This window comes from Tsuneonella sp. HG222, assembly GCF_053819185.1.
On the sequence record NZ_JBSOQZ010000002.1, the window covers coordinates 55,744 to 80,510 of the forward strand.

The 24,767-nt window shown below is 66.4% G+C and carries 33 protein-coding genes; 20 read left to right on the top strand and 13 right to left on the bottom strand.

Going from position 1 to position 24,767, the window contains the following annotated elements; translation table 11 throughout:
* Nucleotides 1-23: 23 nt before the first annotated feature.
* A complete protein-coding gene (locus ACWPMZ_RS11790; RefSeq protein WP_455704257.1) occupies nt 24-290 on the bottom strand; it encodes a DUF6489 family protein in 267 nt (88 codons plus the stop codon).
* 110 nt (nt 291-400) lie between these two features.
* Between ACWPMZ_RS11790 and ACWPMZ_RS11795 the strand changes: the two genes are divergently transcribed.
* The 3 genes from ACWPMZ_RS11795 to ACWPMZ_RS11805 all read left to right on the top strand — a co-directional run bounded on the left by ACWPMZ_RS11795 (nt 401) and on the right by ACWPMZ_RS11805 (nt 2,828).
* Entirely contained in the window at nt 401-2,059 is a 1,659-nt protein-coding gene (locus ACWPMZ_RS11795) for an FMN-binding glutamate synthase family protein (RefSeq protein ID WP_455704258.1), read from the top strand.
* A gap of 93 nt (nt 2,060-2,152) precedes the next feature.
* Nucleotides 2,153-2,401, top strand: coding sequence for a hypothetical protein (locus tag ACWPMZ_RS11800; RefSeq protein WP_455704259.1), 249 nt, complete (start codon nt 2,153-2,155; stop codon nt 2,399-2,401).
* A complete protein-coding gene (locus tag ACWPMZ_RS11805) occupies nt 2,382-2,828 on the top strand; it encodes an aspartyl protease family protein (protein ID WP_455704260.1) in 447 nt (148 codons plus the stop codon). Before ACWPMZ_RS11800 ends, ACWPMZ_RS11805 begins: the two co-directional genes overlap by 20 nt.
* Before the next feature lie 24 nt (nt 2,829-2,852).
* Here the strand turns inward: ACWPMZ_RS11805 and rho are convergent, their stop codons facing one another.
* From rho to hemE, 3 genes are all read right to left on the bottom strand, one after another.
* On the bottom strand, nt 2,853-4,109 hold the full coding sequence (gene rho, locus ACWPMZ_RS11810; protein WP_455704261.1) for a transcription termination factor Rho: 1,257 nt from the start codon (nt 4,107-4,109) through the stop codon (nt 2,853-2,855).
* A 196-nt stretch (nt 4,110-4,305) separates the two neighbouring features.
* A complete protein-coding gene (locus ACWPMZ_RS11815) occupies nt 4,306-4,761 on the bottom strand; it encodes a CopD family protein (protein ID WP_455704262.1) in 456 nt (151 codons plus the stop codon).
* 31 nt (nt 4,762-4,792) lie between these two features.
* Nucleotides 4,793-5,815 (bottom strand): uroporphyrinogen decarboxylase, encoded by a 1,023-nt coding sequence (gene hemE / locus ACWPMZ_RS11820; protein ID WP_455704263.1) that lies wholly within the window; start codon nt 5,813-5,815, stop codon nt 4,793-4,795.
* A gap of 306 nt (nt 5,816-6,121) precedes the next feature.
* On the opposite strand from hemE, the gene ACWPMZ_RS11825 reads away from it, so the two are divergent.
* The 10 genes from ACWPMZ_RS11825 (at nt 6,122) to ACWPMZ_RS11870 (ending at nt 12,560) form a co-directional block, all read left to right on the top strand.
* Nucleotides 6,122-6,964, top strand: a complete 843-nt coding sequence (locus ACWPMZ_RS11825) for a pyruvate, water dikinase regulatory protein (RefSeq protein ID WP_455704264.1) — start codon at nt 6,122-6,124, stop codon at nt 6,962-6,964.
* Nucleotides 6,961-7,539, top strand: a complete 579-nt coding sequence (locus ACWPMZ_RS11830; protein ID WP_455704265.1) for a Maf family protein — start codon at nt 6,961-6,963, stop codon at nt 7,537-7,539. The genes ACWPMZ_RS11825 and ACWPMZ_RS11830 overlap by 4 nt, the downstream gene beginning before the upstream one ends.
* Entirely contained in the window at nt 7,536-8,393 is an 858-nt protein-coding gene (gene aroE / locus ACWPMZ_RS11835) for a shikimate dehydrogenase (RefSeq protein WP_455704266.1), read from the top strand. The genes ACWPMZ_RS11830 and aroE overlap by 4 nt, the downstream gene beginning before the upstream one ends.
* Complete coding sequence (coaE, locus tag ACWPMZ_RS11840) at nt 8,390-8,983, top strand: dephospho-CoA kinase (protein ID WP_455704267.1); 594 nt, start codon at nt 8,390-8,392, stop codon at nt 8,981-8,983. Before aroE ends, coaE begins: the two co-directional genes overlap by 4 nt.
* Nucleotides 8,984-9,026: 43 nt before the next feature.
* Nucleotides 9,027-9,710 (top strand): DNA polymerase III subunit epsilon, encoded by a 684-nt coding sequence (gene dnaQ / locus ACWPMZ_RS11845; RefSeq protein ID WP_455704268.1) that lies wholly within the window; start codon nt 9,027-9,029, stop codon nt 9,708-9,710.
* 53 nt (nt 9,711-9,763) lie between these two features.
* Nucleotides 9,764-10,324 (top strand): ribosome hibernation-promoting factor, HPF/YfiA family, encoded by a 561-nt coding sequence (hpf, locus tag ACWPMZ_RS11850; RefSeq protein WP_455704269.1) that lies wholly within the window; start codon nt 9,764-9,766, stop codon nt 10,322-10,324.
* Nucleotides 10,325-10,424: 100 nt separating this feature from the next.
* A complete protein-coding gene (locus ACWPMZ_RS11855; RefSeq protein WP_455704270.1) occupies nt 10,425-10,886 on the top strand; it encodes a PTS sugar transporter subunit IIA in 462 nt (153 codons plus the stop codon).
* Nucleotides 10,861-11,355, top strand: coding sequence for a PaaI family thioesterase (locus tag ACWPMZ_RS11860; RefSeq protein WP_455704271.1), 495 nt, complete (start codon nt 10,861-10,863; stop codon nt 11,353-11,355). Before ACWPMZ_RS11855 ends, ACWPMZ_RS11860 begins: the two co-directional genes overlap by 26 nt.
* A 2-nt stretch (nt 11,356-11,357) precedes the next feature.
* Entirely contained in the window at nt 11,358-11,699 is a 342-nt protein-coding gene (locus tag ACWPMZ_RS11865) for a DUF1491 family protein (RefSeq protein ID WP_455704272.1), read from the top strand.
* Nucleotides 11,700-11,921: 222 nt separating this feature from the next.
* Nucleotides 11,922-12,560: a cell wall hydrolase gene (locus ACWPMZ_RS11870; protein WP_455704273.1), complete on the top strand. Its 639-nt coding sequence runs from the start codon at nt 11,922-11,924 to the stop codon at nt 12,558-12,560.
* 24 nt (nt 12,561-12,584) lie between these two features.
* On the opposite strand, the gene xth is transcribed toward ACWPMZ_RS11870, so the two are convergent.
* The 3 genes from xth to ACWPMZ_RS11885 are packed head-to-tail and all read right to left on the bottom strand — an operon-like array spanning nt 12,585 to nt 14,161.
* The gene (gene xth / locus ACWPMZ_RS11875) at nt 12,585-13,358 is read right to left on the bottom strand and encodes an exodeoxyribonuclease III (RefSeq protein WP_455704274.1); all 774 of its coding nucleotides are present in this window, start codon (nt 13,356-13,358) and stop codon (nt 12,585-12,587) included.
* A gap of 9 nt (nt 13,359-13,367) precedes the next feature.
* Nucleotides 13,368-13,697: a HesB/IscA family protein gene (locus ACWPMZ_RS11880; protein WP_455704275.1), complete on the bottom strand. Its 330-nt coding sequence runs from the start codon at nt 13,695-13,697 to the stop codon at nt 13,368-13,370.
* Nucleotides 13,698-13,729: 32 nt separating this feature from the next.
* A complete protein-coding gene (locus ACWPMZ_RS11885; RefSeq protein ID WP_455704276.1) occupies nt 13,730-14,161 on the bottom strand; it encodes a CBS domain-containing protein in 432 nt (143 codons plus the stop codon).
* 99 nt (nt 14,162-14,260) lie between these two features.
* On the opposite strand from ACWPMZ_RS11885, the gene ACWPMZ_RS11890 reads away from it, so the two are divergent.
* Nucleotides 14,261-14,554 (top strand): hypothetical protein, encoded by a 294-nt coding sequence (locus ACWPMZ_RS11890; RefSeq protein ID WP_455704277.1) that lies wholly within the window; start codon nt 14,261-14,263, stop codon nt 14,552-14,554.
* Here the strand turns inward: ACWPMZ_RS11890 and ACWPMZ_RS11895 are convergent.
* From ACWPMZ_RS11895 to ACWPMZ_RS11910, 4 genes are read right to left on the bottom strand one after another with little or no spacing between them, the layout of a single operon-like run.
* The gene (locus ACWPMZ_RS11895; protein ID WP_455705142.1) at nt 14,551-14,919 is read right to left on the bottom strand and encodes a (2Fe-2S) ferredoxin domain-containing protein; all 369 of its coding nucleotides are present in this window, start codon (nt 14,917-14,919) and stop codon (nt 14,551-14,553) included. The genes ACWPMZ_RS11890 and ACWPMZ_RS11895 overlap by 4 nt on opposite strands.
* A 53-nt stretch (nt 14,920-14,972) precedes the next feature.
* Complete coding sequence (locus tag ACWPMZ_RS11900) at nt 14,973-15,437, bottom strand: DUF2497 domain-containing protein (RefSeq protein ID WP_455704278.1); 465 nt, start codon at nt 15,435-15,437, stop codon at nt 14,973-14,975.
* Nucleotides 15,437-16,915, bottom strand: a complete 1,479-nt coding sequence (locus ACWPMZ_RS11905; RefSeq protein WP_455705143.1) for a TolC family outer membrane protein — start codon at nt 16,913-16,915, stop codon at nt 15,437-15,439. Before ACWPMZ_RS11905 ends, ACWPMZ_RS11900 begins: the two co-directional genes overlap by 1 nt.
* Complete coding sequence (locus tag ACWPMZ_RS11910; RefSeq protein WP_455704279.1) at nt 16,915-17,517, bottom strand: protein-L-isoaspartate O-methyltransferase family protein; 603 nt, start codon at nt 17,515-17,517, stop codon at nt 16,915-16,917. Before ACWPMZ_RS11910 ends, ACWPMZ_RS11905 begins: the two co-directional genes overlap by 1 nt.
* 174 nt (nt 17,518-17,691) lie before the next feature.
* Here ACWPMZ_RS11910 and ACWPMZ_RS11915 point away from each other — a divergent pair, with 174 nt between their 5' ends.
* The 6 genes from ACWPMZ_RS11915 to ACWPMZ_RS11940 all read left to right on the top strand — a co-directional run bounded on the left by ACWPMZ_RS11915 (nt 17,692) and on the right by ACWPMZ_RS11940 (nt 23,538).
* Nucleotides 17,692-19,218: a fumarate hydratase gene (locus ACWPMZ_RS11915; protein ID WP_455704280.1), complete on the top strand. Its 1,527-nt coding sequence runs from the start codon at nt 17,692-17,694 to the stop codon at nt 19,216-19,218.
* Nucleotides 19,219-19,304: 86 nt separating this feature from the next.
* Nucleotides 19,305-20,516 carry a sensor histidine kinase gene (locus tag ACWPMZ_RS11920; RefSeq protein WP_455704281.1) on the top strand — a complete coding sequence of 404 codons (1,212 nt, stop codon included), beginning with the start codon at nt 19,305-19,307 and terminating at the stop codon, nt 20,514-20,516.
* Nucleotides 20,513-21,289, top strand: a complete 777-nt coding sequence (locus tag ACWPMZ_RS11925; RefSeq protein WP_455704282.1) for a LytR/AlgR family response regulator transcription factor — start codon at nt 20,513-20,515, stop codon at nt 21,287-21,289. The genes ACWPMZ_RS11920 and ACWPMZ_RS11925 overlap by 4 nt, the downstream gene beginning before the upstream one ends.
* Nucleotides 21,290-21,498: 209 nt before the next feature.
* Nucleotides 21,499-21,768 (top strand): hypothetical protein, encoded by a 270-nt coding sequence (locus ACWPMZ_RS11930; RefSeq protein ID WP_455704283.1) that lies wholly within the window; start codon nt 21,499-21,501, stop codon nt 21,766-21,768.
* Nucleotides 21,769-21,815: 47 nt separating this feature from the next.
* A complete protein-coding gene (locus tag ACWPMZ_RS11935; RefSeq protein ID WP_455704284.1) occupies nt 21,816-22,658 on the top strand; it encodes a diacylglycerol kinase family protein in 843 nt (280 codons plus the stop codon).
* Nucleotides 22,659-22,689: 31 nt separating this feature from the next.
* Complete coding sequence (locus ACWPMZ_RS11940) at nt 22,690-23,538, top strand: metallophosphoesterase family protein (RefSeq protein WP_455704285.1); 849 nt, start codon at nt 22,690-22,692, stop codon at nt 23,536-23,538.
* A 62-nt stretch (nt 23,539-23,600) separates the two neighbouring features.
* On the opposite strand, the gene rpsI is transcribed toward ACWPMZ_RS11940, so the two are convergent.
* Nucleotides 23,601-24,143, bottom strand: a complete 543-nt coding sequence (gene rpsI, locus ACWPMZ_RS11945; RefSeq protein WP_455704286.1) for a 30S ribosomal protein S9 — start codon at nt 24,141-24,143, stop codon at nt 23,601-23,603.
* The gene (rplM, locus tag ACWPMZ_RS11950; protein ID WP_455704287.1) at nt 24,143-24,622 is read right to left on the bottom strand and encodes a 50S ribosomal protein L13; all 480 of its coding nucleotides are present in this window, start codon (nt 24,620-24,622) and stop codon (nt 24,143-24,145) included. Before rplM ends, rpsI begins: the two co-directional genes overlap by 1 nt.
* Nucleotides 24,623-24,767 lie beyond the last annotated feature (145 nt).

Here is a 24,767-nt window from a genome sequence, read left to right on the forward strand (position 1 = left end):
CTGCAGCGCGACCGCTCGGCCCCTCAGTCGTCCGACTTCTTACTGCCCGTCGCTGCGGCGGAACTGGCCTTCCCGGCTCCTTCCATGAAGCTCTGGAACACCTTGAGCCCGAACTGCCCCATTGGTGCCAGCTGCTTCGCGTAATCCTCCAGCTCACCCATGTTGGAGACGCCCTTCATCGCCTTCGCGATCGAATCGACGTAGACCGCATTGGCCTTCTCCACGTCGGGCAGGCCCATGAAATGGCGCGCCTCGTCGGGGGTACAATCGATCTCGATATGCATCTTCATGGCGGCACTCCGGAACGGGGTTCGTGGCGGCGCGTAGGAAGTACGCGAGCCGGGAGGACCTATATGCGCGCAGCCATCGCCTTTTCCAACCACGCCCGGCGCAGCGCGGCGTGATCAACAGCGCGATATGGCGCAGTCCGGGCGACACCTTCGCCCGCTACCTCGCCCCGGTCGTCCTGCTCGGACTGGTGGCCGCCGGCGCGCTCTGGCACCCGGCGCGCTGGACGCTGCTGCTGACGGTGCCGCTGCTGCTGATCGCGCTGTGGGACCTCGTGCAGCGCCGCCACACCCTGCGCCGCAACTATCCGCTGATTGCCCGGGTGCGCTGGATAATGGAAGACCTGCGCCCCTTCGCCCGTGCCTACATCGTCGAGGGCGATCTCGACGGCCGGCCGTTCAACCACGACGAACGTGCGCTGGTCTACGCCCGCGCCAAGGGTGAGCTCGATTCGCATCCCTTCGGCACCGAGCTCGACGTCTATTCCAACGAGTACGAATGGCTCGCCCACTCGATCGCGCCGAACGAGGCGGCCCCGGCCGAGTGGCGCGTCACCGTGGGCGCGGGCCGCTGCTCCCAGCCTTACGATGCGTCACTGTTCAACATCTCCGCGATGAGCTTCGGCTCGCTCTCCGCCAATGCCATCCTGGCGCTCAACAAGGGCGCGGCGAGCGGCGGCTTCTACCACGACACCGGCGAGGGCGGCCTGTCGCGCTATCACCGCGAGCACGGCGGCGACCTGGTGTGGGAAATCGGCAGCGGCTATTTCGGCTGCCGCGACGCCCAGGGCCGGTTCGACCCCGCCCGCTTTGCCGAGAAGGCGGCGCTTCCCCAGGTCAAGATGATCGAGATCAAGCTGAACCAAGGCGCCAAGCCAGGCCACGGCGGGGTGCTGCCCGGGGCCAAGGTCACCGCGGAAATCGCGCAGGTGCGCGGCGTGCCCCAGGGCCTCGATTGCATATCGCCGGCGGCGCATTCCGCCTTCTCGACGCCGATCGGACTACTCGAATGGGCCACGCAGTTGCGTGAACTGTCGGGCGGAAAGCCGGTCGGCATCAAGCTGTGCATCGGCCAGCAGCACGAGGTCTTCGCGCTGATGAAGGCGATGCGCGAAACCGGAATGCGGTTCGATTTCATCAACGTCGACGGAGCCGAGGGCGGCACCGGGGCGGCGCCGGTCGAACTGTCGAATTCGATGGGCATGCCGCTGCGCGAAGGACTTATCCTGATGCGCAATGCGCTCGTCGGGACCGGGCTGCGCGGCGATGTGAAGATCTCCGCGGCGGGCAAGGTTCACTCCGGCGCCGGCCTGGCGATGAACATCGCGCTCGGTGCCGACTGGTGCAACGCCGGGCGCGCCTTCATGTTCGCGCTGGGCTGCGTGCAGTCGATGCGTTGCCACACCGACATGTGCCCCACGGGGGTCGCCACGCAGGATGCGCTGCGCCAACGCGGCCTGGTGGTGATGGACAAGGCCGAACGGGTCGCCCGCTTCCAGCGCCATACGCTGCATTCGCTGCGCGAGATCGTGGTCGCCATGGGCCTGGACAATCCGTGGCAGATCCGTCCCGACTTTCTGAGCGAACGGATCAACGGCGCGAAGTCGGATTCGATCGACCGAATCTACCGCTTCCTCGAACCGGGCGAGTTGCTCGATGCGCCCGAGAGCACGCAGTATTACGAGTCGTGGCAGGCTGCCCGCGCCGACAGCTTCAGGTGCGTGGTAGGCTGTGATTCAATTGGAATCAGGAAACTCAAGAAATTAGAATAAAGTTTCTTGACTCGAATCTTTTATAACTGAGAAAGATTCTAGAAGAATGAAACTTTTCATGGTAAGTCACTGGCATCTTTCCGGGACCAGCGCATGCCACACGAAGACGAGATTGAACGCAATCTGTTTGCATTCCAGTCGCAAGTGCCGGGGCTCATCGACGAGTTTCGAGATCAATATGCCGTAATCAGGCAGCAGGAAGTTGTCGGAATCTATGCGAGGCTTAGCCAAGCGCTGTCTTCGGCAGGTGAGCGTTTTGCCGACGGGCTATTTTCCATACAAAAGGTAACAGACAAGCCAATCGATTTGGGCTTTTTCTCGCATGCCTCTGATTCGAGGTGATGCCGGAGGCGATAAGCCCATCATCCGCGTAGCTTTGATCCCCGCCCTCGCCCGGCCAAGTGAAGTTGATGCGAAATCTCAAATCAATTCGCTGGAAATGCTCGAATGTCGAGCACTTCTGGATACTGGTGCGGATGGGACATCAGTCAGCCGATCTGCCGCGCAGGCAGCCAAACTCCGATCCTACGGTAAAATGCCAGTGGTGGGGATTGGAGGACAGAATTATCACCGTACTTGGGGACTTTATCTCGGCCTCTTTTCTGGGGGCAACTCGCCACCGTTCGTGATCTCCGAACCACTTCTCGCAGTAGAAATCCCCGACAATAATTGGTTCGAAGTCATCATAGGGCGCGACATCCTTAACAAGGGCACATTCATCATGCGTCCTGGAGGAACGTTCGAATTCGAATTGCCGGACGAAACGTAGCCGCCCGGCTGAATCCGATCATGCCTACTGATTCATCGTCGCGAAGAAGTCCTCGTTGGACTTCGAATCCTTCATCTTGTCGAGCAGGAACTCCATCGAATCGATGGTGCCCATCTGCATCAGGATGCGCCGCAGGACCCACATCTTGCTGAGCTGTTCCTTGGGAACCAGCAGCTCTTCCTTGCGGGTACCGCTCTTGCCCACGTCGAGCGCCGGGAAGATGCGCTTGTCGGCCACCTTGCGGTCGAGCACGATCTCGGAGTTGCCGGTGCCCTTGAACTCCTCGAAGATGACCTCGTCCATCCGGCTGCCGGTGTCGATCAGGGCCGTGGCGATGATCGAGAGGCTGCCGCCCTCCTCGATGTTGCGCGCCGCACCGAAGAAGCGCTTGGGGCGCTGCAGCGCGTTGGCATCGACACCGCCGGTCAACACCTTGCCACTGCTGGGCACCACGGTGTTGTAGGCCCGGCCCAGGCGGGTGATCGAATCGAGCAGGATCACCACGTCGCGCTTGTGCTCGACCAGCCGCTTGGCCTTCTCGATCACCATCTCGGCTACTTGCACGTGGCGCGTCGCAGGTTCGTCGAAGGTGGAGGAGATGACCTCGCCCTTCACGCTGCGCTGCATGTCCGTCACTTCTTCCGGTCGTTCGTCGACCAGCAGGACCAGCAGGAACACCTCGGGGTGGTTGTCGGTGATCGCCTTGGCGATGTTCTGCAGCAGCACCGTCTTGCCGGTGCGCGGCGGGGCGACGATCAGGGCGCGCTGACCCTTGCCCTGCGGGCTGATCAGATCGATCACCCGCGCGCTCTTGTCCTTCACGGTCGGGTCGACGGTGTCGAGCACCAGCCTCTCGTCCGGATAGAGCGGCGTCAGGTTGTCGAAGTTGGTCCGGTGACGCACGGCATCGGGATCGTCGTAATTGACGCTGAGGAGCTTCGTGAGGGCAAAATAGCGCTCCCCATCCTTGGGGGCGCGGATCTCGCCCTCCACCGTATCGCCGGTGCGCAGGCCCATTTTGCGAACCTGGTTGGGCGACATGTAGATATCGTCGGGCCCGGCGAGATAGTTCGCCTCGGGGCTGCGCAGGAAACCGAAGCCGTCCTGCAGGACCTCGATGGTGCCCTGGCCGATGATTTCCTCGCCATCCTCGGCGACTTCCTTGAGGATCGCGAACATCAGATCCTGCCGGCGCATCGTGCTGGCGCCCTCGATCTCGTATTCCTCGGCCATCTCGACCAGTTCGGCCGGCGCCCGCTTTTTCAGTTCCTTGAAGTGCATGATCGGTATTCCAGTGTCATTCGTTGGGAGCCGGCGGGTCCATATGGGCTTGGAGAAAGCTGACCTGGCCGCTCGGTGCGGCGGCCTATGCCGGTATCGCGGAGATAGGCGCGGCCCGCCAGAGCGTCAATTCGCAATCGGTGGGGCTGGCGGCACGGCCCGTCTCATTGCCCAGTCGGTAACCGGCGCGGCCGGCTCAGAACGGCTTCACGATCACCAGGATGACGATCACCGCCAGCAGCACGCCGGGCGCTTCGCCCCACATGCGCAGCTGCCGTTCGCTCAGCGGGCGTTCGCCGGCTGCCATCGCCTTCGACTTGGCGACCATGAAGCCGTGATAGCCCGACAGCGCGACGACGAAGAGCAGCTTGGCATGAAGCCAGCCGAGACCCGGAGAGCCCGAGAACAGCCCGAGCTGCCAGGCAAGCAGCAGGCCCAGCAGCCAGGTCACGCCGATCGACGGCGTCAGGATGACCTTGCGCAACAGCGCGCTGCGTTTGGCCCAGAGCGCTTCCTCGGCCGAACCGGGCGCCGCGCCGCTCATGTAGATCATCTGCCGCGGCAGCATGAACAGGCCGGCCATCCAGAAGACCATGAAGATCACGTGGCCGGCCTTGAGCCAGAGATAGGTCATGCCGAAGACTTCCTGCATGCGCGCCGTTTAGGCGCTGGACGGGGCGCCGTCACCCCTCTCCTCGCACGACCGCGAGCAGCCGCTCGACGTGTGGGATCGGCGTTTCCTTGTCGATACCGTGGCCCAGGTTGAACACGTGAGGGCGGCCCTGGAAGCACTCGATCAGGAAGCGCGCCCGCCGCTCCAGCGCTTCGCCGCCGGACAGGAGCAGCAGCGGGTCGAGATTGCCCTGCACCGGCATTCCGGCGGGCAGCGCGTGCATCGCCCAGACCGGGTCCAGCGTCTCGTCGAGGCCGACGGCGTCCACCCTGGTTTCGCGGGCATAGGCCGGCAGCTTGGCGCCCGCGCCCTTGGGAAACCCGATTACCGGCACACCGGGATTACGCGCCTTGACCGCGGCGGTGATCGCAGCGTTGGGGGCGATCACCCAGCGTTCGAACTCGTCGGGCGCGAGCGATCCCGCCCAGGAATCGAACAGCTGCACCGCCTCGGCCCCGGCTTCGATCTGACCGCACAGGTATTCCACCGTCACGTCCGCGATCGCGTCGATCACTGCGCCGAACGCAGCCGGATCGCGATAGGCCATTGCACGGGCCTGGTGCTGGTCGCGGCTGCCCTGGCCGGCGATCATGTAGGTGGCAACGGTCCACGGGCTGCCGGCGAATCCCAGCAGCGTGGTGGCCGGATCGAGCCTGGACCGCACCAGGCGAACGGTTTCGTAGATCGGGGCAAGCCGCTCGGGCGCCGGGCGCAGCGAATCGAGCGCTTGATCGACAAGCTTCGGCGCAAGCCTGGGTCCTTCGCCGGCCTCGAACCACAGGTCCTGGCCCATCGCGAAGGGCACGATCAGGATATCGGAAAACAGGATCGCGCCGTCGAACCCGAACCGTCGCAGCGGCTGCACGGTGATCTCGGCCGCCGCCTCGCTGTCGTAGACCAATTCGAGGAAACCGCCCTTCTCGGCCCGCAATGCACGGTACTCGGGCAGGTAACGCCCGGCCTGGCGCATCAGCCAGATCGGGGGCCGTTCGGCCGTTTTGCCGAGCAGGGTATCGAGGAGTGGGCCGGGCATCTCGAAGGGGTCCAATCAATAAAATAATAGATTCTTATAAGGTTTGTTGGAGTCTGTTGGCCCTGTGGAAATCGGGGACAGCGGCGCCCTGCCAAATTTCCCGCGCGCTGAACAGGGCGGGATTTCGCCCCCGACTCGTGGCCGGAGCGGAGTCAACGCAAGGTTTTCCCCGCTGTCAGACCGCTGTGCGAAATGCGTCCCTTGCCAAGGATAAGTGCTCTGCCGAATCGCGGGGCAGTGGGGGTGGATCGTCATCCCGAACTTGTCCCCCCTCCCCTCCCGTGGTTTATGCCGCATCTTGTCCACATGGCCCGGCTGCACCTCCACCTCCTTTCGGACTCGACCGGCGAGACGCTGGAGATGATCGCCAAGGCGGCGCTCGCCCAGTTCGACGACACCGATATCAACCGGCACTTCTGGCCGATGGTCCGCAGCCGGCAGCACCTCGACCGGATCGTCGCCGAACTGGCGCGCAATCCCGGCCTGGTGCTCTACACGCTCGTCAACGCCGAGACACGCCTGCATCTCGAGGAACGGTGCCGCGCGCTCGGCCTGCCGCACGTCGCCGCGCTCGACGCGGTGACCGCCGCGCTGGAGGATCGGCTCGGGCAGGAGGCGCGCGGGCGGCCCGGGCGCCAGCACGCGATGGACGAGGCCTATTTCGCCCGCGTCGACGCGATCCAGTTCACCATCGCGCACGACGACGGGATCGGCTGGGAAAACTGGGAGGAGGCCGACATCCTGCTGGCCGGCGTGTCACGCAGCTCCAAGACGCCGACCAGCATCTACCTCGCCAACCGCGGCTACAAGGTGGCCAACATCCCGCTCGTGGTGGAAAGCCCGCCGCCTCCCTCGCTGTTCAGCCTGCGCCATCCGCTGGTCGTCGGGCTGACCACCGCGCCGCGGCGGCTGATCGAAATACGCCGCAACCGCCTTCTGTCCTTGAACGAGACCACCGAGACGTCCTACGTCGATGAGGACCGGGTCGAGAAGGAAGTGGCCTATGCCCGGCGGCTGTTCGCCGACAACGGCTGGCCGGTGATCGACGTCAGCCGGCGCTCGATCGAGGAAACCGCCGCCGCGGTGATCCGCCTGATGGGCGAACGCGGCGATGGCGCCGATGCGGACCAGGGAATAAAGCCGATATGATAATCCTGGCCTCCAAGTCCGCCTCGCGCCGCGCAATGCTCGGTGCCGCCGGCGTCGCCTTCGACGTCGTGCCTGCAGCGATCGACGAACGCGCGCTCGAGGCCGAGCTTGGCACCGTACCTCCCTCCAGCGTTGCCCTCGCCCTCGCCGAGGCCAAGGCCCTGTCGGTCGAGGGGGCCCGCTGGCCGGTATTGGGCAGCGATTCGGTCGTCTCGGTGGAGGGCCGGCGCTTCGACAAGCCCGAAAGCCGCGGCCAGGCGGTCGAGCACCTGCGGTTCTTCTCCGGCAAGACGATGGATCTGCACTCGGCCGCCGCGCTCGCGGTGGGCGGCCATCTGCGCTGGAGCCATGTCGCGCAGGCGCGGCTCAAGGTGCGCGACCTGTCGGAGGATTTCATCACCCGCTACCTCGCGGCCGAATGGCCCGAAGTCAGCCAGTGCGTCGGCGTCTTCCGTATCGAGGCGATGGGCGTGCAACTGTTCGAGAGCATCGATGGCGACATGTTCACCGTGCTCGGAATGCCGCTGCTGTCCGTGCTGGCGGCCCTGCGCGAGCTCGAAGTCCTCCCGGCGTGACGAAGCCCTACGCCGAGGTGATCGGCGATCCGGTCGCACAGTCCAAGTCGCCCGCGATTCACGGCCACTGGCTCGCCCAGGCGGGAATCGAGGCGGATTACCGGGCCTGTCCGGTCGCGCCTGGCGGGCTCGCCGCCTATCTCGCCGCGCGGCGGGCGGACCCGGCGTGGCGCGGGTGCAACGTCACCATGCCGCACAAGGAAGCGATCGTTCCCCTGCTGGACCGGCTCGATCCGCTCGCCGCGCGTATCGGCGCGGTCAACACGGTCGTTCCGCTGGACGGCGAACTGGTCGGGTTCAACACCGACAGCGAAGGCTTTCTCGAGCCGATCCGCGAAGACCTGTCCAAGACGCATTATTTCCGCATGGCGCGGGTCCTGGGTACCGGCGGGGCCGCTCGGGCGATCGTCGCCGCGCTGGCTGCGGAGGGCGTCGTGATCGTCCTGGCCGGGCGTGACCCTGCCAAGGCCGGCGCGCTGCTGGCGGAGATCGACCCGGCGAACGAGCATCATGCGACCGACATCGCGCATTTCGCGCAAGCGACCGACTTCGCCTTCGACGATCGCGAGGGCTGCTTCGATCTCGTCGTCAACGCCAGTCCGCTGGGCATGGCGGGCCAGCCGCCGCTGGCCTTCGACCTGAGCCATGTTCCGCCCGGTTCGATCGTCTACGACATCGTCACCCACCCGCTCGACACGCCCTTGCTGCAGCAAGCGCGTGCCGCCGGGTTCCGGACGGTCGACGGGCTGGCGATGCTGATCGGCCAGGCCGCCGCCGCGTTCGAGAAGTTCTTCGGCCGGCCGCCGCCGCGTGACGCCGGCGACGCCTCCCTGCGCGCGTTGCTCGCGCGGTGAGCCACCCCTTCGTCCTGGGGCTGACCGGCTCGATCGGCATGGGCAAGTCGACCGTCGCCGCGATGTTCGCCGAACTGGGCGTGCCCGTTTTCGACGCCGATGCCGAGGTCCGCCGCATGCAGGGCGCGGGCGGCGAACTGCTCGCGGCAATCGAGGCCGCCTTTCCCGGCACGACTGGCGCCGCAGGAGTCGACCGGCCGGCCTTGGGCGCGGCGGTGTTCGGCGATCCGCGGGCACTGGCGCGGCTCGAAGCCATCGTCCACCCGGCGGTAAGGGCGGCGCGCGAAACCTTTCTGCTCGAGCACGCCGGCGCGCCGCTCGTGGTGTTCGACATTCCGTTGCTGTTCGAGAAAGGCGGAATCGAGGAGGTCGACGCGGTGGCGGTCGTCTCCGCCCCGCCCGATGTCCAGCGCGCCCGGGTGCTCGCCCGGCCCGACATGAGCCCGGGCCGGTTCGCCGAGATCCTTGCGCTGCAGTTGCCCGATGCGGAAAAGCGCGCCCGAGCCGACTTCGTCATCGATACGGGTACCACGCATGCACAGACGCGGGCCTCGGTGGAGCGGCTGGTCGAACGGCTGACGACGGGCTGAAACACGCTTGCAAGCCGGCGCCCGCGGTCCGATAGACAGGGCGATGCGGGAAATCGTGTTCGATACGGAAACGACCGGCCTCGATCCAAGAACGGGCGACCGGATGGTCGAGATCGGCTGTATCGAGCTGATGAACCGCGTGCCCACCGGCCGGACGTTCCACGCCTATTTCAACCCCGAACGGCCGATGCCGCTCGAGGCGGAACAGGTTCACGGGCTGTCCGACGCCTTCCTGTCCGACAAGCCGCGGTTCCACGAATCGGCTGTCGGGCTGCTCGAATTCATCGCCGATTCGCCGCTGGTGGCGCACAACGCCTCGTTCGATTTCGGCTTCCTCAACTGCGAGCTAGCCGCCTGCGGCCACGGTGAGGTTTCGCTCGAACGGATGGTCGATACGCTGTCGATCGCCCGCCGCCGGCATCCCGGGGCCAAGCACAGCCTCGACGCGCTTTGCGCCCGTTATGGCATCGATCGCAGCCACCGGGTCAAGCACGGCGCCCTGCTCGACGCGGAACTGCTTGCCCAGGTCTACGTCGAGCTGACCGGCGGCCGTCAGATCGGCCTCGAGCTTGCCGCCGAGCGGCGGGAAACGGTGATCGAGGTGGTGCACTTCACGGCAGTTCGCCGCGCGTTCCGCGCGCCGCGTCCGCACAGTGCCTCGCCCGAAGAGATGGCCCGGCACAAAGCGTTTGTCGAAACGTTGAATTCACCGCTCTGGGCAACCTGACCTTCGTCCGGGTCGCCCAGTAAAGAACCATAAAAGCAGGAGACCCCAACAACATGGATATTCGCGTGTCCGGCCACCAGATCGATACCGGAGCCGCGCTCCAGGAACATGCGTCCGAGCGCCTTGGTGGGATTGTCGAAAAGTACTTCAGCCGCGCGCTTTCATCGCAGGTCACTTTTGGCAAGGCGCCTTCGAATGCGTTTGCCTGCGACATCGTCATGCACGTCAACCATGGCTTGATTCTCAAGGCGCATGGTCAGGCGCACGACGCGCACCAGTCGCTCGACCAGGCGGCCGACAAGATCGAAAAGCAGCTGCGCCGCTACAAGCGCAGGCTGAAGGACCATCATGAGCAGGCCGTTCACGCCGCGCGCGAGGAAGATGCCGCCTATCGCATCTTTGCCGACGAGCCCGAAGCGGAAGAAGTGGTCGATGCCCTTCCGGTCATCGTCGAAACGCGGGTCGATATTCCCGAAGTCACCGTATCCGACGCGGTCATGATGCTCGACCTCAGGAACACCAACGCGCTGTTCTTTAAAAATGCTGGTTCCGGACGGCACAATATGGTTTATCGCCGGCCCGACGGCTCGATCGGATGGGTTGAACCGTCCTAAGGCGCCAGCAGCGCATCGCCGAGGATAGCATGCAGGGCGGCGCCAGCAACGGACCGGGCGCGTGATGCGCCGCGGTTTCCACGATGATTCAGGTTGATAGATGAACGCGCATTTTTTCCTCGATCCGACTGCCGTCGCGTTTTCCGACGCGACGACGAGGGACGCGATCCTTGAAGCGGTGGCGGCTGCCTTCGCGCGCAGTTATGCGCTCGATGAGGCGAAAGTGCTCGACGGTCTGCAGGAGCGTGAGAATCTGGGCAGCACCGGGTTCGGCCGCGGCGTAGCCATCCCCCATGCCCGGGTCGAAGGGCTGCGCCGTCCGGTCGCGGTCCTGCTCAAGCTTGCCGAACCGGTCGATTTCGCCGCCGCCGACGGTCTGCCGGTCGATCTCGTGTTCGGCCTCGTCTCGCCGGAGACCAGCGGCGTCGGCCACCTTCACGCCTTGGCGGCGATCTCGCGCCTCGTGCGCGATGAGCGTATCCACGAAGCGCTGAGCCAAGCAACCGATACCGAACAACTTTTCGGCCTCATCAGCAATGCCACGGATCGCAGCGCTGCCTGACGGCGTGCCGGCGCGCGACCCCACGGGCGCCGAACTGCATTTCCGCGCGCTGGAGGCACTCTATGCCTCCGCCCCGGTCAACGCCCTGTTCGCTTCGCACCTGAGCATCGAGCACGAAGGGCAGGCCCGCATCGCGTTCGACGTGGACGAGCGGTTTCATCACGCCGCGGGTGCATCGCACGGCACGATCTACTTCAAGATGCTCGACGACGCGGCCTTCTATGCCGCCAATTCGCTGGTCAGCGATCGGTTCCTCCTGACGACGGCGTTCAACCTGCACTTCACCGCCCCGATCCGCAGCGGCCCGGTGATCGCAGAGGGCAAGTGGATCAGCGGTAAGCGCCGGGTCTTCGTTGCCGAGGCACGCCTGATCGACGCCGAGGGCGAGGAACTCGGGCGTGGCACCGGAACGTTCATGCGCTCGAAGATCGCACTGTCGGGCTTGCCCGGCTATCGCGCCAGGCCCTGAAAGTGGACGACAGGCTTCCCGCGCATCTCGAAGTCAGTGGATTGATTCGCGCCGTCGATGCTGCTGGCGGGTTCGGTACGGTTATCGCAAAAGGTGAACGCGACGCCGGGACATTGCTCGTAATATGTTGCGAAAAAGGCACAAACGCCAAGTTGTACGAGCGAATGCCGCAGCGTGACGGGAGCAGAAGCTGGGTACTCGCCAAGACCGAAAATATTGAAAATCCGACGGAATTTGCAGAATATTGGCAGAGCCGCAGGGTGCAGGACCCCGATCTCTGGGTGATTGAACTGGATATCGCGAATGCTGAACGGTTCATCGGTTTGCCGGGAACTCGCGATTGACGCACTGCAGCATGACGGTATGGGGGCCGCCATCTTCCAACAGCGCAGGCAACTTGGCGGCGCCGGATTTCCCGGCCGTCTTCGGTTAGCGCGCAGACGGGGGACGGCCGGCAGGTTTTTCGCCGCGCCACGCTGACATGATCCCCCTGGCCTGACGGTCGCCCGGGATCAGGCGTGGCCGCACCCTGCGTCGGGGCGTCAACCGCCTTGAGATCAGCGTTCATGATTCTCGCTCTTCGCAAGTCGGCCGCCGTGGCGGTCGCAACGTTTTTCTTCTTCGCGCTGACCGGTGCCGACACTTCGCTGGCCCGGGCGCAGGAAAATCCTTCGGCTGCAGTCGTTGCCGCCGTCGAACTCCAGGTCTCCGACGCGCCGCGCTTCGTCGCCGAGCCCGTCGTCCAGGCGGTTCCGCTGGAGCCCGCAGAGGCCGCTACCGACATTCCCCTGACGCTGGGCGAACTCGTGACCGACATGCCGGTCGACCAGGAACTGTCGCGCGATATGCGCTGCCTGGCCCAGGCGATCTATTTCGAGGCCCGCGGCGAGCCTCTCGCCGGGCAACTGGCAGTGGGCCGGGTGATCGTGAACCGCGCCGAATCGGGTGCCTTTCCGAGCGATTACTGCGGCGTCGTCACCCAGCGGGGCCAGTTCTCCTTCGTGAAGGGTGGCCACATTCCCGAACCGTCCTTCGGCAGCGCCGCCTGGCGCAAGGCCGTGGCCGTGGCGCAGATCGCGCATCGCGAGCTGTGGGACAGCCCGGTCAAGGACGCACTCTACTTCCACGCCACCTACGTCCGTCCGCGCTGGTCGCGCACCAAGGTCGCCCGGGCGACGATCGACCGGCACATCTTCTACCGCTGATCGCCGTCTCCGGCGGAAGGCTGGTCAGTCCCGCAGGTCGACCCAGACCGGGGCATGGTCGCTGGCCTTCTCCCGCCCGCGATACTCCTTGTCGACCCCGGCGGCGACCAGCCGGTCCGCCGCTTCGGGCGAGAGCAGCAGGTGATCGATGCGGAAGCCGTGGTCGCGCTGCCAGGCGCCGGCCTGATAGTCCCAGTAGGTCCACACCCCGCCGCGCGGATTGAGCGTGCCGAGCGCGTCGGTCCAGCCGTCGGCCAGCAACCGGGCATAGGCGGCGCGCGATTCGGGCTGCATCAGCGCGTCGTTCGCCATCGCCGAAACCGACCAGGTGTCGCGATCCTCGGGGATGACGTTGAAATCGCCCAGCACTACAGTGGGCTTCTCGCGCGCGGCAAGTTCGCGCATCCGCGTGCGCAGGCGGCCCATCCAGGCGATCTTGTAGTCGAACTTCGGCCCCGGCTGCGGGTTGCCGTTGGGCAGGTAGAGATTGACGATCCTGACACCCTTGACGTCGCATTCGATGAAGCGCGCCTGCTCATCCTCAGGATCGCCGGGCAGCCCCTTGACCACTTCGAGCGGATCCTCACCGTCGGCCAGGATGGCGACGCCGTTGAATCCCTTCTGGCCGTGCCAGATGGCGCGGTAGCCGATCTTCTCGAAGTCCGCGGCGGGGAAGCCTTCGTCCTGCGTCTTGATCTCCTGCAGGCAGGCGACCGCGGGCCGGGTTTCCTCGAGCCATTCGAAAAGGCGCGGAAGCCGCGCCTTGATGCCGTTGATGTTGAAGGATGCGATGCGCATCCAGCGCTTCTAGATGCCGAAGCTGGAACCGCAACCGCATCCGGCCGCGGCGTTGGGGTTTTCGACCTTGAATGCTGCCCCGCCGAGCGATTCGACGAAATCCACCACGCTACCGGCCACCAGGTCCAGGCTAATTGGATCGACGACCAGGCGCACGCCTTCGGTCTCGCTGACCGAATCGTCCCCCTCCGCCGTGTCGGCGAGGTCGAACTTGTACTGGAAGCCGGAACAGCCACCGCCCTCGACCGACAGCCGCAGAATCGCAGGCTTGCCCTGCCGCTGCGCAATCCACTCGATGCGCTTGGCGGCTGACGGTGACAGGGTGACGGATGCGCTCATGCCCTGCGATGTAGGGACCCTCCGGCCCCGGCTCAAGCGTTCTGGATGTAAAGCCGCATCTGCTGGGCTTCGGCCGTCACCTCGTCCATCCGACTTTTCACGATGTCGCCAATCGAGATGAAGCCGATCATATCCGGCCCCTCCACCACCGGCAGGTGGCGGATTCGGCGATGGGTCATCAACCCCAGCGCTTCGTCCGCCGACGTCGCGGCGCGGATCATGACGGCGGGTGACGTCATTACCTCGCCGACTTCGCGGTCGAGGCACAGTGCCCCTTCCTCGGCGAGGCGGTAGAGAACATCGCGTTCGGAGAAGATGCCCACGACTTCGCCCTGGTGCAGGACGGGCAGGGCGCCGATGCGCTTCTCGGCCAGCAACTTTACGGCGTCACGCACGCTGGTGGAGGTGGTGCAGGTGATGATCGAGCCAGCGTCCCGCGCGGCGATCAGGCGGGCAATGTCCATGGCATTCTCCCTTATGTCGTGCCGCCACTATGCCACAGCATCGCCCAATGCGCCAATCGCGCCGTTGCCAAGGGCTCGCCGGGCGGGCATCAGGCGCGCGTGATCAGGCCCTCCCCCCTCGACAAGCCCGACGAGTCAGCCCACGCTTGGCGCCGCTACCGCCGGCTGATGATGTGGATGGCCGGCTTCACGCTGGTGGTCGAGGTGGTGGTACTGACGGTGCTGGCCAGACAGCCGGGCGAGGTGCCGATCCATTTCTACATCGCGACAGCGCTGGGCATCGGCATCATGATGCTGCTGATGGGCGCGCTGATGGGGCTGGTGTTCCTGTCTAGCGGGACGGGGCACGACGAATCGATCGACCGGGCGACAGATCAGAGGGACGACCTCTAGCCGCATCCGCGTAGGCGAAATTCCTCGACCGGCACACCGCCGATCAGATGCTCCTGTATGATCCGTTCGAGCACGGGTTCGGTGCACGAATGATACCATACACGGTCCGGCCACACGACCGCCACCGGGCCTGCCGCGCAGATCTGCAGGCAATCGGCCTTGGTCCGCTGAATGCCGCCGCTGCCGTCCTCTCGCCGGGGTCCGGCCAATCCCAGTTCCTTCAGCCGCCGCTTGAGGAATTTCCAAGCCTGTTCGCCCACCGTGCGGCTGCAGCATTCCTGCTTCTCGGACATGGCGCAGATGAAGATGTGCCGTTCGATTGTCTCGCCGCCGATCTTGCTTAGCGCGGCTTGGGCCCGCTCCAGATCGGCCCGCTCGGGGACGGTCGGCGGAGACTCGGTCGGCGGACCGGAGACGGTCAGCCTTTCTTGCCAGCGATCCGGGCGATCTCGGCCTGGACCAGCCGGTCGACGATCGGCGGCAGATTAGCTTCGAGCCACTGGGCCAGCATCGGGCGCAGCATATCACGCACCAGGCCTTCGAGCGAGGTTTCGCCCGAGCGAACGATCTGCGGCTGAGCGCCGGGCTCGGCCAGCATGGCCAGCGCGGCGAGCGATTCGCGCATCGCCCCGGCGGTCCGCTCGGTGGTCAGCGGGGCTTCCGGCTGGCTTGCGGCGGTATCCTCTTGCAGTTCGGAATCGAGTTCGAGATCGAGGATTTCCTCGGCCTCTTCATCGTCGACCGGCTCGGGATAGGTATCCGCCACGCCCGCGCTCTCGCGGCGGCGGCGCTCCACGCTGGCCATTTCGCGGTTGTCGCGGGCGATTACCTTCTTGATCGATTCGAGAATCTCTTCGACCGTCGGTTCGCCATCCTGCCGCATCAGTTCGAGTATCCCGTGTTCGGAGCCAACTGCTGTTCGGGCGGAATGTCCGCATCGGGCGCGGGGATGTCAACGGTGCGGGTGCTCTGGGTCACCGGATCGGGCTCCATGTGCCAGTCCCAGATGATCCGGCTGACCCGCTCGTAGTTGTCGACCGGGTCGTAGAGCGGACCGGTATCGCCCAGGCCCAGGTCGCGGGCTTCGGCCCGGCCCATCGCGGCGAGCAGCTGGAATCCGGCGACGTAGGCGTTGCGCCGCGCGGTCACGAGCTGGACTTCGGCGCGCAGCAGTTCCTGCTGGGCATCCAGGATGTTCAGGATCGTGCGGTTGCCCACGCTGTTTTCGGCCCGCACGCCCTCGAGGCTGAGCGAAGCGGCGTCCACCGCGGTCTGGGTGGCGGAAATGATCTCGTTGGCCGAGCGCCACGAGGCATAGGCCGAACGCACGTCGGCAATCACCCCGCGCTCGGTCGCCACGACCTGCTCCAGCGCGGCGGACGCACGGGCCTGCGCCTGGCGCTCGAAGGCTGCCGGACGGCCACCCTGGTACAGCGGCACGGTTGCGCGCACTCCCGCCTGGGCCGAGCTGTTGGAGTTGGCGATGATCGTACCCAGCGAACTGGGCACGGAGCCGAGGTAGTCCGAATAGTTGCCGCCGACGAAGACCGAAACGCTCGGCAGGCGGCTCGCCCCGGCGACCCTGATGTCGTAGCCCGCGGCCTTGGCCCGTTCCTGCGCAGCGAGCAGGTCGGGGTTGTTCTGCAGCGCGACGTCGACCGCTTCGGCGGTGCTTTCCGGCAGGCCGGGCAGCGGCGGCGGGGGCTGCAGGCTGTCGGGCGCCTTGCCGACCAGTGCGATATAGTCCTCGCGCGCCGCGATCAGGCTCGCCTGCGCGCTGCGCAGGTCGCCCCGTGCCAGGGCCAGGCGGGATTCGGACTGCGCGACGTCGGTCCGGGTCAGGTCGCCGATCTCGAACCGGTCGCTCGTCGCCTGCAGGTTGACGTCGAGCACCTGGACGTTGTTGCTCGACAGCCCGACCAGCGCTTCGCCGCGGATCACGTCCATGTAGGCCGCCACCACGGCGAGGAAGAGATCGCTCTCGCTACCGCGCAGGTCGGCGCGGCCGGCCAGGACCCGGGTTTCCGCCGCGCGGATCGAGTTGCGCGTCGCGCCGCCCGAATAGATCGGAAGCGAAACGGACGGGCCGATCGACAGCTGGCGCTTGGGGCCGGGCCCGTCGTCGCTGTCGTAGAGGAACTCGGTCAGCGAAGCGTTGGCGCTGGCCGATGGCAGGGCGTCCGCGCGTTCGATGACGACGTTCTCGTCGACCGCGCGCTGGTTGGCCCGCGCTGCTTCCAGCGAGGGATTGTTCTCATAGGCGAGCGCGAGCGCCTCCTTCAAGGTGTCGGCCTGGGCCGGCGTCGCGACAAGGCACGCACCGGCCAGCAAGGCTATGCGACAGGCCCGGGCATGCACGATCAGAAGCTCCAGCGTTTCGGCCTGGCGAATTCGGTCAGGACCGGCATGCCGATTTCGGCCAGCGGCAGGAGGGCGAGCGCCCCCGCGGCCTTGCGGCCGGTCACCAGCCGGGTCAGACCATTGCGCACGGCCCCGCCGACGACGCGGGCGCCGTCTTCAAGGCGCTTCACCAGCGCTGCCGGGATCTCCTCGGCCGCACCGTCGATCAGCAGCAACGTGTAGCCGCCCTTGCGCGAAGCCTCGCAGGCCTCCGCCGGGGTCACGACGTCGAGCGAGCCCACGAGCGGGCGGACGAGCGCGGCGAGGTAGCCGCTGCCGCCATCGACCAGCAGCGCCTTGTCGGCGATGGTCGGCGCGGCTTCCTGCAGGATCTGGCCGTGGACCAGCGGGGCGGCCAGCGCCTTCCCGTCGGCGAGCGGAATCGCCCGGTCCATGTAGGCGATCGAGCGCGCGGCTTGCGGGACGTGGTCTTCGCGCGGCACGGCGGCCATGCGGGCGAGCACGTACGGGGCGTTGACGCCGCTGGTCCGCAGCTGGCTGTCGATCATCGCCTTGCGGGCGGCGGCCAGGTCTGTCCGCGGGTGCTCTTGAACGGTTGTCACCGGGGCTGAATCTCTCGTCTGTCCAACGCGCGCCGAGCCTTAGGGCAGGCATGCGCCACGGGCAATGGCACGGTTGTCGCAAGTTGTCTTTTGCAACCGATGCGAAGCGCTTTGACCACAGCGGGCGCGCGCGCCTATGGCGCGGCGAAATCTGCCGACAGGAGCCTTTCACCGATGAACGACATGGTCACGATCCGCGAGGACGACCTGATCGAGAGCGTGGCCGATGCGCTGCAGTTCATCAGCTACTACCACCCGATGGACTACATCCGCGCGCTGGGCGATGCCTACGAGGCGGAGCAGGGTCCGGCGGCGAAGGACGCCATCGCGCAGATCCTGACCAACAGCCGCATGTGTGCCGAAGGGCACCGGCCGATCTGCCAGGACACCGGGATCGTCAATGTCTTCGTCAAATGGGGGCAGGACTGCCGGCTCGAGTCCCGCCGCTCGCTGCAGGACGTGGTCGATGAAGGCGTGCGGCGGGCCTACAATCATCCCGAGAACAAGTTGCGCGCCTCGGTCCTGGCCGATCCGGCCTTCACCCGCCGCAACACGCGCGACAACACGCCGTGCGTCCTGTCCGTCGAGATGGTGCCGGGCGGCACCGTCGCCGTCGACGTGGCTGCAAAGGGCGGGGGCAGCGAGAACAAGTCGAAGTTCAAGATGATGAATCCGAGCGACAGCATCGTCGACTGGGTGCTCGAGATGCTGCCGCAGATGGGCGCGGGCTGGTGTCCGCCCGGCATGCTGGGGATCGGCATCGGCGGCACCGCCGAACATTGCGTCAAGCTCGCCAAGCAGAGCCTGATGGAGCCGATCGACATGGCGCAGCTCAAGGCGCGCGGCCCGCAGAGCGACCTCGAGGCGCTGCGGATCGAGATTTTCGACAAGGTCAACGCGCTGGGCATCGGGGCGCAGGGGCTGGGCGGGCTGGCGACGATCCTCGACGTCAAGATCATGGACTGGCCGTGCCACGCGGCGGGCAAGCCGGTGGCGATGATCCCCAACTGCGCGGCCACCCGCCACGCGCACTTCACGCTCGACGGCACGGGGCCGAGCTATCTCGAGGCGCCGAAATTGTCGGACTGGCCCGAAGTGCACTGGAAACCCGACGCGGCGGCCAAGCGCGTCGATCTCGACAGCCTGACCCCGGAAGAGGTGGCGGGCTGGAAGGCCGGCGACCGGCTGCTGCTGAACGGCGCGATGCTGACCGGCCGCGACGCGGCGCACAAGCGGATCAAGGACATGCTCGCCAAGGGCGAGTCGCTGCCGGTCGATTTCCGCGGCCGGGCGATCTACTATGTCGGCCCGGTCGATCCGGTCGTCGGCGAGGTCGTCGGCCCGGCCGGCCCGACTACCGCGACGCGGATGGACAAGTTCACCGACACGATGCTCGAACTCGGCCTGCTGGCGATGATCGGCAAGGCCGAACGCGGGCAGGGCGCGGTGCAGGAAATCGCCCGGCACAAGGTCGCCTACCTGATGGCCGTCGGCGGCGCCGCCTATCTCGTCAGCCGCGCGATCAAGCAGGCCCGCGTCGTCGCGTTCGAGGATCTGGGCATGGAAGCGATCTACGAATTCACGGTCGAGGACATGCCGGTGACGGTCGCGGTCGATTCGGCCGGGAACAACGTGCACGCGCTCGCACCGGCCGAGTGGAAGGCCAAAATCGCCGCCGAACAGCTGTCCGGCGCCCTCTAGGAGCGCTCGATCCGCATCGACCAAGCGCCGAATCGCCTCGACATCCGCGCTGGCGAACCCGCCCCCGCCCCGTCTATGGCGCGGTGATGGACTACGAAAACCTCGACGAGGGGCCGGCCCGCGTTCCGTTCGCCGCCGTGCTCGCATCGATCGTCGGCCTGTGGGTCTGCTACTTCATACTCCTCACCCTGCGCTCGCTGGCGATGGACCTGGGTTTCGAGGAGGAGATGATCTGGCGCCGCGCCCTCGTGTGCCTCGCGGGGGTGCCGGTGATGATCGGGCTGTGGCTGGTCCTGCGGCTGTTCGACCACCGGCCCTTGTGGACCAAGATCACCGCCGCGCTGCTGCTGTCGCTGCCGGTCGCCGTCATGCTGGCGCAGGTCAACCAGATCGTCTTCCGCCCGGTCGAGGAGCGTGCCCTCAGGCGCATGGCCGAGCAGCAGGGCCTGCAGGTCCGGCGCGACGATTCTTCCGGCGACCTCCTGGTCGAAAAGGCGCTGCCCGAAACGCAGGGTGCTGTCACGATCAGCCGCCAGTCCGAAGAGATGCGCGTCTGGCAGAGCATCGCCGAGATCGGGTTCGGCCGGTATTACCTGCTGCTCGCCTGGTGTGCCTTCTATCTCGCCATGCTGACGACCGAGAAGACCCGCGTGGCGGAGCGGCGCGAGGGCCAGTTCCGGCGCGCCGCCAAGGCGGCCGAGCTGCGCTCGCTGCGATACCAGGTCAATCCGCACTTCCTGTTCAATACGCTCAATTCGCTCTCGGCCCTGGTCCTCACCGGCAGGACCGCGGCGGCCGAGCGGATGATCCAGACGATGAGCACCTTCTACCGCCGCAGCCTGGCCGACGATCCGACCACCGACGTGCCGCTGCGCGAGGAGTTCGACCTGCAGCGCCTCTATCTCGACATCGAGACCGCGCGGTTCCCCGATCGTCTCGAAGCGAAATACGACCTGCCCGACACCCTCAGCGGCGCCCTGGTGCCCGGGATGGTGCTGCAGCCGCTGGTGGAGAATTCGGTAAAGCACGCCGTTGCGCCCACCGCGGGCAAGGTGACGATCACCCTGTCCGCGCGCGAGGAATACGGCCGGCTCGTCGTCACCGTGGCCGACGATGGCGGCTCGCTGGCAAAATCGTCCGAGCCGCGCCCGGGCTTCGGCATCGGGCTGGGCAACGTGCAGCAGCGCCTGGCGGCCCGCTTCGGTGACGAGGCGAGCGTCGTTTCGGGCCCGACTTCGGAGGGATACGCCACGCATCTGCGCCTCCCCCTTCTCGGCGAAATGAGGAATGCGGCATGACCGTGATGGACGAACAGGGTAAACGCGAGGACGCGGCGACCGGACCCCTGCGCACGCTGATCGTCGACGACGAGCCGCTCGCGATCGAGCGGATGCAGGTCCTTTGCGCCGAGATCGAGGCGCTGAACGTCGTGGGCACGGCCAGCGACGGCGAATCGGCGCTGCGCCTGGCCGCCAAGCTCGCGCCCGACCTCCTGCTGCTCGACATGACGATGCCCGGCCTCGACGGTCTCGAAGTCGCCCGGCAGATCGCCGAGGCGGGCAATCCTCCGGCGGTGATTTTCGTCACCGCGCACGAGGATTTCGCGGTCGAGGCGTTCGATCTCGACGCGGTCGACTACGTACTCAAGCCCGTCGCGGCGGACCGGCTGGAGCGCGCGGTGTCGCGGGCCGTGGCGCGCGGCGGCAGCAGGCGGCGGGGGGAAAGCCAGTGGCTGCAGGAATTCTGGGTGCCGCACCGGTCCGAACTGCTGCGCATCGAGGCGGCCCAGGTCGACCGTATCGACGCCGAGCGCGACTACGTCAGGCTCCATGTCGGATCGGGCGACGGTGCGCGCAGCTACCTGCTGCTGCAGACGATCGCCGGCCTGGAGGAAAAGCTCGATCCAGACGAGTTCATCCGCATTCACCGCTCGACGATCCTGCGTCGCGAGGCGATCCGGGGGCTCAAGCACGAGGGCCTCGGGGTGTGGGCGGCCGAACTGGAAAGCGGCCAGACGCTGCGCATCGGGCGGACCTATCTGCGGCGCGTCAAGTCGATGGCGGGCCGCTGACGGCTTGGTTCTGGTGGGGAGCGCCGCGACCCGAGGGACTGGGGGCGAGCCGCGGCGCAGGACCGACAATCGGCGTTAACCGCGCAAACCTCGCCTCCGTTTCGACGGGCCGCGCTGCGGCCGCGACGGGCGCCGTGCGGGGCGACGAACAGCATTAAACGGCAGGCGAACGGTTGATTGCAAAGCCCGGAAGGCGTCAGGGTGGCGCGATGCTCCTTGTTGCGCTCGTCTTTGCCCTCGGCACGGCCAATTTCGCCTTGCACAAGGCGGTGCTTGAAAGCGGACATCCCGCCATCGAGCATCTGGCTCCGGCCGTTCGCAAGCTCGGCGGGCGCGGGACGCTTGCCCTCGAATTCATCCTCCTGCTGGCGGCGCTGCTGGCAGTCGCGGGCGGCGCTTCGCTGTGGGGATGGATCTACCTCGGCTATTCGCTGCTCAACGGTCTGGGTGCCTGGCTGATCCTGGCAAAGCGGCGCTGACAGTCGGCGGGCGGGAACCGATAACGCCCATCGCGCGCTTGCACGCCATGGGGAACAAACCGACCGTCTGGCTGATCTGCAACGAGGCCAGCGGCAGTAACGATGAAGCCGTCGTAGGGGACCTGTGCGACCGGCTCGCACCCGACCGGGTTTTCGCGGTCCCGCGCGACGAATTGCCGAGCAAGGACATGCTCGCCGTCGACGGGCCCGATGTCCTGGCGATCTTCACCGGTGACGGCACGGCGAACGCCGCGCTGAAGCTGGCTGAGGGGTTCGGCGGCAAGATCCTCGTACTTCCCGGCGGAACGACCAACCTGCTGTCGCGCTCCTTGCACGGCGAGGGCTCCACCGTGGACGCAATCCTCGCAGGCTTCGAACAGGGCACTTTGTGCGAAGTATCGCGCAAGGTCATCCAGACGTCGCAGGGCTTCGCCCATTCCGAGGTCCTGGCAGGCCCAGGCGCCGCATGGTCGGACGTTCGCGAGACTCTGCGCGAGTTCGATGTGGCCGGGATCGCAAGAACTGCCGGGGAAGCGATCCAGCAGACGACAGACGGGCCCGCCGTCGTGGTCGCCGAACCGAAGATCGGCAGCATCGAAGGCTATCCGGCCCTGCTCCTGACCGCGACGGGCGAGAAGATGCAGGTCGACGGCTATCGCGCAGAAGACGTGGGCGAGGTCCTCCAGCAGGGCCTCGCGCTGCTGATGCGCGATTTTCGGGGCGGCCCGCATGACGAACTGGGGTTGCACTCGCGCGTGCTCCTGCACTCGGAAGCCCCGATCAACCTCATGATCGACGGCGAACGGGCGACCGGCCAGCAGGAGGAATCGATCGCCTTGCGGACCGCGGACCTTGTCTTCCTTGCATTATGTGGCGCGGCCGAGAGTTGAACCGCGGCTTCGCATCGGCCACAGCCCCGGTATGATCCGGCTGTTTCACATATCCGACATTCACTTCGGCCTCGAGCATGAGGGCGCGGTGGCCTGGGCCAAGGAATGCATCGAGCGCGAGCGGCCGGATGCAGTCTGCATCACCGGCGATCTGACGATGCGTGCCCGGCACCGCGAATTCGCCGCAGCCTGCGACTGGATCAGTTCGCTCGACCTTCCGGTCACCGTCGAGGTGGGCAATCACGACATGCCGTACTTCAACCTGATCGAGCGGTTCGTCGATCCCTACCGCCGCTTCCGGGCCATCGAGGCCGTCGTCGAGAAGGAGATCGACCTTCCCGGTCTGGCGATCGTGCCGTTGAAGACCGCGACCCGGGCACAGTGGCGTTTCCCCTGGTCGAACGGTTGGGTGACGGACAGGGCCCTGCGCCAGACACTGGCCGCGATCGACAAGCAACCGCCCGGCACCCGTGTGATCGTCACCGCCCATCATCCGCTGACCGAGCGCGATCCGAAGGGCAAGCTGCTGACGATCAACGGCACCCGCGCGATGGAGGCCCTCGCCGAAAAAGGTGTCGTCGCCGTCCTGAGCGGGCATGTGCACGATGCTTTCGACCTGGTGGTCGAAACCGCCGCCGGTCCGTTGCGGATGATCGGGGCGGGGACCCTTTCGCAGCGCATCCGCTCGAGTCCGCCGAGCTTCAACGATCTGCGGCTCGATGGCGCGGGCATCGAGGTCGCGGTGCGCAACCTGGGCGATGTCCCGACGTCTGCCATGCAGATCGACAAGGTGCCCGAAAATGCGCTCCCGCCGCGTGAGGCCGGGGAGCCGGTTGCCCCGGTGCACACCGTTCCGCCGGTCGATCCGCCGGTCCACTAACGAAAAGGGCGGCCCCTTGCGGGACCGCCCTTCGCATCTCCGCCGTCGCGGAGAGTATTCGTTTAGCGCTTCGAGAACTGGAAGCTGCGGCGAGCCTTGGCGCGGCCGTACTTCTTGCGTTCGACGACGCGGCTGTCGCGGGTCAGGAACCCGGCGGCCTTGACCGCGGCGCGCAGTTCGGGTTCGAACTTGGTCAAAGCCTGGCTGATGCCATGCTTGACCGCGCCCGCCTGGCCCGAGAGCCCGCCGCCCTTGACGGTGGCGACGACGTCGTACTGACCTTCGCGGTCCGCAACCTGGAATGGCTGGTTGATCACGAGGCGCAGCGACGGACGGGCGAAGTAGACCTCCTGCTCGCGTCCGTTGACGACGATCTTGCCGCTGCCCGGCTTGAGCCAGACACGCGCCACGGCATCCTTGCGGCGGCCGGTGGCGTAGGAACGGCCCTGCGCGTCGATTTCCTTCTCGCGCAGCGGGGCGTTGGAAACCGGAGCGACGACATGCTCGGTGCCGTCTTCGGCGGGAGCGGCCGCGGCGGTGGCGCCGTTGCCGGCGATGTCCTTGAGGTCGGCGAGATCCGACACGGTGTTCTTTTCGTCAGCCATCACTTGGCCACCTTGTTCTTGCGATTGAGCGAAGCGACGTCGAGCACTTCGGGCTTCTGCCCGTCGTGCGGGTGCTCGGTGCCGGCGTAGAGGTGCAGCGCGCGCATCTGGTCGCGGCCGAGCGGGCCGCGCGGGATCATGCGCTCGACAGCCTTCTCGAGGACACGCTCGGGGAAACGGCCGGCGAGGACCTTGTCGGCGGTGACTTCCTTCAGGCCGCCGGCATAGCCGGTGTGCTTGTAGTAGGTCTGCGTCTTGAGCTTGTTGCCCGTGAACCGCACCTTGTCGGCGTTGATCACGACGACGTGGTCGCCGCAATCGACGTGCGGGGTGAAGCTCGGCTTGTGCTTGCCGCGCAGGTGGTTGGCGATGATCACCGCGAGACGGCCGACGACGAGACCGTCGGCGTCGATCAGGTGCCACTTCTTGTCGACCTCGGCCGGCTTGATCGACCGGGTCTGCTTGCTGAGCGCCTTCATGGCTTGAGTACCCTAGTTTATGAAATACATCCGTGCGGCCGATTCGATGACCGGTCGCGGGGAGCGCGGCATTTGTGCGCCGATGGCTCCGAAGTCAAGGTATCCGGCGGGTTTGCGGAGAGGTAAAATAATACCTCCAGCGCCG